Source organism: Streptomyces sp. LS1784 (assembly GCF_020103755.1).
Taxonomy (GTDB): Bacteria; Actinomycetota; Actinomycetes; order Streptomycetales; family Streptomycetaceae; genus Kitasatospora.
Genome location: NZ_JAHSQD010000483.1, coordinates 1 through 6,405 on the forward strand (window position 1 = coordinate 1; position 6,405 = coordinate 6,405).

5 protein-coding genes are annotated in these 6,405 nt (G+C 75.8%); 4 read left to right on the forward strand and 1 reads right to left on the reverse strand.

All coding sequences use genetic code 11. The features are described from left to right. Positions 1–351 precede the first annotated feature (351 nt). From KS423_RS35350 to uppS, 3 genes are all read left to right on the forward strand, one after another. Positions 352–1,068 (forward strand): response regulator transcription factor, encoded by a 717-nt coding sequence (locus tag KS423_RS35350; RefSeq protein WP_224283839.1) that lies wholly within the window; start codon positions 352–354, stop codon positions 1,066–1,068. Continuing rightward, positions 1,065–2,546 carry a cell wall metabolism sensor histidine kinase WalK gene (locus tag KS423_RS35355; protein WP_224283840.1) on the forward strand — a complete coding sequence of 494 codons (1,482 nt, stop codon included), beginning with the start codon at positions 1,065–1,067 and terminating at the stop codon, positions 2,544–2,546. The genes KS423_RS35350 and KS423_RS35355 overlap by 4 nt, the downstream gene beginning before the upstream one ends. Before the next feature lie 257 nt (positions 2,547–2,803). Further along, a complete protein-coding gene (uppS, locus tag KS423_RS35360; RefSeq protein WP_224283841.1) occupies positions 2,804–4,537 on the forward strand; it encodes a polyprenyl diphosphate synthase in 1,734 nt (577 codons plus the stop codon). Here uppS and KS423_RS35365 read toward each other — a convergent pair. Then, on the reverse strand, positions 4,497–5,162 hold the full coding sequence (locus tag KS423_RS35365) for a hypothetical protein (RefSeq protein ID WP_224283842.1): 666 nt from the start codon (positions 5,160–5,162) through the stop codon (positions 4,497–4,499). The genes uppS and KS423_RS35365 overlap by 41 nt on opposite strands. 424 nt (positions 5,163–5,586) lie before the next feature. Between KS423_RS35365 and KS423_RS35370 the strand changes: the two genes are divergently transcribed. Then, on the forward strand, positions 5,587–6,366 hold the full coding sequence (locus KS423_RS35370) for a DUF2071 domain-containing protein (protein WP_224283843.1): 780 nt from the start codon (positions 5,587–5,589) through the stop codon (positions 6,364–6,366). The last annotated feature ends 39 nt before the right edge of the window (positions 6,367–6,405 follow it).

Here is a 6,405-nt window from a genome sequence, read left to right on the forward strand (position 1 = left end):
CCGCGGCGATCAGGCCGAGCGCCGCGCGCGGGTCGAGGGCGAACGGCGGACGCGGCGCCGCCCGGTGCCGGGACCGGTCGGACGCCGGTCCGGGCCGCGACGTCCGTGCGGCAGCAGTGGTCATCGGGAACCTCCTCAGCGCCCGGCGGCGAGTGCCGCCGAGGTCGCCAACGATCGCACCGCAAGCTCTGAGACCGCTCTGAACCGACCGGTTCACGGCACCCTCTGCGAGGTCGTTCACGCAGGTCAGCAATGGTGCAATGGTCTACGAACCATCCTCTGGGGTCTCACCGGTTTCTCATCCGGGCGCGCCAGGATGACCAATGCGAAGCACAAGCCCGAGGGAGCCCCATGGACGAGACCGCCGACCGCCCGGACTGGCGTGTCCTGGTCGTCGACGACGAACCGGACCTGGTCGAGGTGGTCTGCGGGGCCGTCCGGTACGAGGGCTGGCAGGCGCGCGGCGCGACCACCGGCCTGGCCGCCGTCGAGGCCGCCGAGGCCTGGCGGCCGCACGCCGTGGTGCTCGACGTGATGCTGCCCGACCTCGACGGCCTGGAGGTGCTGCGCCGCATCCACGCCGAGCAGCCCGAGGTGCGGGTGCTCTTCCTCACCGCCCGGGACGCCGTCGAGGAACGGATCGCCGGCATCGCGGCCGGCGGTGACGACTACGTGACCAAGCCGTTCAGCCTGGCCGAGGTGGTGGTCCGGCTGCACGGCCTGCTGCGCCGGGCCGCCCCGCCCGCCGGGACGGGGCAGCCGCCCCCGCACGCGCTGGTGCTCGGCGACCTCGTACTGGACGACCGGGCCCACGAGGTCACCCGGGGCGGGGAGGCGGTCGAGCTCAGCCCGACCGAGTACGCGCTGCTCGCCCACCTGATGCGCCACCCCCGGCAGGTGCTCAGCAAGGCGCAGATCCTGGAGGCGGTCTGGTCGTACGACTTCGGCGGGCAGGCGCACATCGTGGAGCTGTACATCAGTTACCTGCGCAAGAAGGTGGACGCGGGCCGCAGCCCGATGATCCACACGGTGCGCGGCGCGGGGTACCTGATCAAGGCCGCGACGTGACGCGGGGCGGCCGGCTCCGCAGCGCGAGGCAGCGCGCCGCCCGGCTGGTGCCCCGCACCCTGCGAGCCCGGCTGACCGCCGGCCTGCTGGTGCTGCTCGTCGCCACCTGCGCCGCCGTCGGTTTCGCCACCACCGCCGCGCTGCGCCACTTCCTGGTCGACCGTCTGGACCAGCAGCTCGTCGAGTCCGGCGGCCGCTACGCCGCGAGCCTGGAGCACACCGGCCGGGGCGCCGGCCCCGACACCCGGGCCCAGACCCCCGGCACCCTCGGGGTGCGGCTGCTGGCAGGCCGGGTCACCGCCGCGGGCGTGGTCGACGGGGACGCCGACGACGCGGACGAACCCGGCGACGACGATGACCGGGTCACCTTCACCCCCGAGCAGCAGCACGCGCTGGCGGCCCTGCCCGTCAACGGCCCGGCCCATAGCCTCGACCTCGGCCGGGCCCTGGGCCAGTACCGGGTCCGCGCGGCGGCCGGGCGGGACGGCGACGTGCTGGTCAGCGGTCTGCCGCTGCGCCAGGCCGAGGACACCGTCGAGCGGCTGGCGACCCTGGAGCTCACCGTCTTCGCGATCGCCGCCACCGCGGCGGGCGCGGCCGGGGCCGCCTGGGTCGGCTTCTCGCTGCGCCCGCTGCGGCGCGTGGTGGGCATGGCCGAGCGGGTCAGCGCCCTGCCGCTCGCCAGCGGCGAGGTGATGCTCGCCGAACGCGTGCCGGACGACGACCCGCGCACCGAGGTCGGCCGGGTCGGCGCCGCGCTCAACCGGATGCTCGGGCACGTCGGCGACGCCCTCGCCCGCCGCCACGCGGTGGAGGAACGGCTGCGCGCCTTCGCCGCCGACGCCAGCCACGAGCTGCGCACCCCGGTCGCGGCGGTCCGCGGCCACGCCGAACTGGCGCTGCGCCACCCCGGGCCGGTGCCGGCGGAGGTCAGGCACTCACTGGAGCGGATCGACGCCGAGGCGGTGCGGATGGGGGCGATCGTCGAGGACCTGCTGCTGCTCGCCCGGCTGGACGCCGGCCGCCCGCTGGCCGCGGAGGAGGTGGACCTGACCCGGATCGCCCTCGACGCGCTGGCCGACGCCCGCGCCGCCGGGCCGGAGCACCACTGGCGGCTCGCCCTGCCCGAGGACCCGGTGCCGGTCCGCGGGGACGAGCACCGGCTGAGCCAGGTGGTGGCCAATCTGCTGGCCAACGCCCGGACCCACACCCTGCCCGGAGCCGAGGTCCTCCTGCGCCTCGAACGGGTGGGCGGGCAGGTCGAGCTGAGCGTCACAGACGACGGCCCGGGGATCGCGCCCGAGCTGGTCGACCGGGTCTTCGAGCGCTTCGTCCGGGGTGACCGGGCCCGTTCCCGCGCCACCGGCTCGACCGGGCTCGGCCTGGCCATCGTCCGGGCCGTGGTCCGGGCGCACGGCGGCACGGTGGCGGTGAAGAGCCGGCCCGGCCGCACGGTGTTCACCGTACGGTTGCCGTGACGGCGGTCGGACCGACTGCCGTTCGCTGACGTGGGCAGGGGCCGCGAGGTCCGGGACGGTGAGCCCCCCAGGGAGGATGCGGTGGCGCAGCTCCTCGATCCGCCGGGTGCATCTGCGCCGAGGGCCGGACCTGGGCCGTGGGCCGGACCTGGGCCGAGGTGATCCGGCCCCGTCGGCGTCCGCCCGGATCGCCACCGATCCGCCCGCGCCTCGTTGACCAGACGGCGCACGGTGTCGGCGGAGGGCGGGGAACGGGCATGGCGGGGAACGGGGCGGCGGCGGTGGGCGGTTCGCCGGAGCTGGAGGAGTCGTACCGGGTCTGCGAGCAGGAGGTGGCCCGCCGGCTGGCCCCGCTGCGGGCGATCAGCGACATGCTGCCGCCCGAGGTGCGGCCGTACTTCCACGCCGTCAACGGCTTCGCCTCCCGGTCCGACCGGATCGCCGACGACGCCGACGCCGACGCCCACGAAGGCGACGGTGAGGCCCACACCGTTGCCGGCCCCGCCGAGCGGGGGCGCCGGTTCGCCCGCTGGCGGGCCGACACCCTGGCCGAACTGGCGGCCGGCCACAGCGAGCACCCGCTGCGCCGGGCCTTCGTGGACACCGTGCGGCGCTGGGAGCTGGACCCGGCCCTGATCGAGGAGTTCCTGGACGCCACCCTGGCCGACGGCGCCCGCCCGCCGGCTGTCGAGACCCACGCGGACCTGCGCCGCCACCTGCGGGGCGTCGCGGGGACGATCACCGAACTGTGGGCCCCACTGCTGGGGGCGCAGGGCCCGCAGGCGGTCGGCGCGCTGTCCGCACTGGGGGAGGCCTGCCAGCTGGCCGACATCCTGGAGGACCTCCCGCTCGACCTCGCGGCCGGCCGCTGCTACCTGCCGCAGGAGGACCTGCGCCGGCTCGGCCTGACCGTCGGCGACCTCGGCCGGCACGCCCGCCGACGCGACCACCGGGCGGCCCTGGACGGGCTGGTCGAGCGCCAACAGGCACAGATGCACCGGCTGTTGGAGCAGGCCCTGCCCGCCACCTGGCTCGCCGCCCCCGGCTGCCGCCCGTTCCTGCACACCCTGCTGCTCGGCGCCCAGCTCCAGTACGACGAAGTGGCCCTGGTGCGCTCACGCGTTCTGACCGAGGGCCTCACGCCGCTGAGCTCCGACGGCATCACGCCCCACCGCCGCGACCACCCGGTGTCCTCGGAGGGCGCGCCCGCCCACGTCGCCGTGATCATGGACGGCAACCGCCGCTGGGCCGAGGCCCGGCGGCTGCCCGCCCAGCAGGGCCACCAGGCCGGGCAGCGGGCCGCACTGCGCCTGGTCAACGCGGCGCTGCGGCTGGGCATCCGGCACCTGAGCCTGTACGCGTTCTCCACCGAGAACTGGGACCGCCCGCCCGAGGAACTGACCGCGCTGTTCGACTCGCTGGCCGACGGCCTCACCCGCAGCGCGGAGGGCCTGCACGCGCTCGGCGTGCGGATCCGCTGGTGCGGCCGGCGGGACCGGGTGGACGAGTCGCTGGCGTCCTCGATCGCGCTGGTGGAGAGCCTGACGTCCAACAACGGCACGCTGAGCCTGACGGTCTGCGTGGACTACGGCGGACGGGAGGAACTGGCCGCCGCGGCCAGGAGCCTGGCCGCCGAGGCGGTGGCTGGCGGGATCCGTCCGGAGGCGATCGGCCCGGCCGACCTCGCCCGGCACCTGTACGTCCCGGACCTCCCGGACGTCGACCTGCTGATCCGCACCTCCGGGGAGCAGCGGATCAGCAACTTCCTGCCCTGGCAGCTCGCCTACGCCGAGCTGCTGTTCGACCCCACGCCGTGGCCCGACTACGACCTGGCCCGGCTGCGCGGGGCGGTCCGGGCCTACGCGGCCCGCGAACGTCGCTTCGGCGCCGGCGTGCCCGCCCAGTCCCGGCAGCCCCGCGACGACCGGCCGGCTGCTGCCGCTCCTGCTCCTACACGGCCGGGGGAGGGGTGTACGTCCCCTCGGCCGTGACGTACCCCAGCACGGTGTCCACCGTGACCGGGTGCGCGCCGAAGTTCGCGGTGTACGCGTCCACCGCCTCCTGGGTGGGGCGCAGCGGCACCCCGCTGAGCCGGACCTTCATCGGCTGCCCCGCGGGTACCGGCTGGGCCGTCAGCTTCCCCTCCGCCAGGCCGCACTGGAAGGCCGAGCGTTGCCCCATCTCCGCCCCGCCGACCTCGCAGCGGCCGGAGCCCAGGCCGTCCTCGATCGCGCCGGCCAGGTTCACCACCTGGTAGATCCCCTGGGGGGTGCGGACGGAGACTCCGCCGTCCAGCGCCCCGTCGCCGTGCGCCTTCGGCGGGTTCGCGAGGGACGGGTCACCCTGGGCCGATCGGATCGGCAGGCGCACCGCCGGGCCCCGGTCGTTCAGCACCATGCGCGCCGGGGCGACGACGTCCACCATCGCGTGGTGGCGGTCCAGTTGGGCCTGTGCCTCCGGGGTCCAGCGCACTTCCACCCAGCCGTCGGAGAGCGTGCCCAATCTTCCGGCGCGGTCGGTACCGCCGTCACCGGCGCCGGCCGCCGTCCCGGTGAGCCACCCCAGTAGCGGGGCGGCCAGCGTCGCGCCCAGCAGCGACCGCCGCGTCGTGCTCATCGTTCCGAACCGTCCTTCCCGGGCCGCCCAGTACGGCCCCGGGACGGATCATCCGTCCACCGACCGTCTCCGAGGCCGGTGTGGAGGGAGAAACCACCCGTGTGGGGGGAGCGAGAAGCAGTCCGGGGTGGTTCGTTCGGGCACAGGAGCCCCCCGGGGACCGCTGCCCGCCGGGTGTCCGGTCCGGCAACCGGGCACCCCGTCCGGAGGTCGGCCGACAGCGCTGCCGCGGCGCGGGAACCGGGCGTTCACGCGGCGTGGGCACCGGCCGTTCGCGTACCCCTCCCACCCCGAGTTGAACGCGTTCAAAGTCGTGCGCCATGATGAGGACGCGCGAGAACACCCCGCCGCGGTCTGCGGCGGAGGGTGCTCCCGTGCTGCCCCGTCACGCTCCGAATCCCCGTACCAGACCACGGAGTCGACCGTGCGACACCTGTTGCAACGCCACCCCTTCGCGATGCGCACCCACTTCGTGCACTCGCTCGTCCTCACCTACGCCCTGCCGCCGAGCCGGCTCACCCCGCTGGTGCCGCCCGGCCTCGCCCTCGACACCTACACCGACCCCGACGGCACCGAGCACGGCTTCGTCGCCGCCGCCGTCGTGGACACCCGGGCGCTGCGCCCGGCCGCGCTGCCCGCCGGCCTCGGCCGGGACTTCATCCTCACCGGCTACCGGGTCTTCACCCGCTTCCCGACCCCCGGCGGCCGCACCATGCGGGGCCTGCGCATCCTGCGCTCGGACACCGACAGCCGGATGATGGCGGTCGGCGGCAACGCCTTCTCCCGCTACCACTACCGGCACGCCCGGATCGGCACCCGGGTGCTCGGGGACACCCTGGAGTTCAAGGTGCTCAGCGGCGACGGCCGCGCCGACCTGCACGTGCGCGCCGACCTCGGCAGCGCCCCCGCCGCCCTCCCGCCGGGCAGCCCGTTCGCGGACGCCCGGGCCGCGCGTCGCTTCGCCGGCCCGCTGCCCTACACCTTCGAGTACGAGCCGCAGACCCGCTCGATGATCGTGGTCAAGGCCACCCGCGCCCACTGGGACCCGGCTCCGGTGGCCGTCGAGGTGCCCCGGCTCACCTTCTTCGACCACGGCCCGCTGGCCGGCAGCCGGCCGGTGCTCGCCAACGCCTTCCACGTCGCCGGCCTCGACTACGGCTGGCACGCCGGAGAGCGCCGCGACCTCACCGGAGCCGTCCGATGACCGCCCCCACCGCGGCCGGGCCCCGCCCGGCGGCCGTCT

Coding starts and splice junctions, on each gene's coding strand:
- KS423_RS35350 (WP_224283839.1), top strand. CDS start 352: ATGGACGAGACCGCCGACCGCCCGGACTGGCGTGTCCTGGTCGTCGAC.
- uppS (WP_224283841.1), top strand. CDS start 2,804: ATGGCGGGGAACGGGGCGGCGGCGGTGGGCGGTTCGCCGGAGCTGGAG.
- KS423_RS35365 (WP_224283842.1), bottom strand. CDS start 5,162: ATGAGCACGACGCGGCGGTCGCTGCTGGGCGCGACGCTGGCCGCCCCG.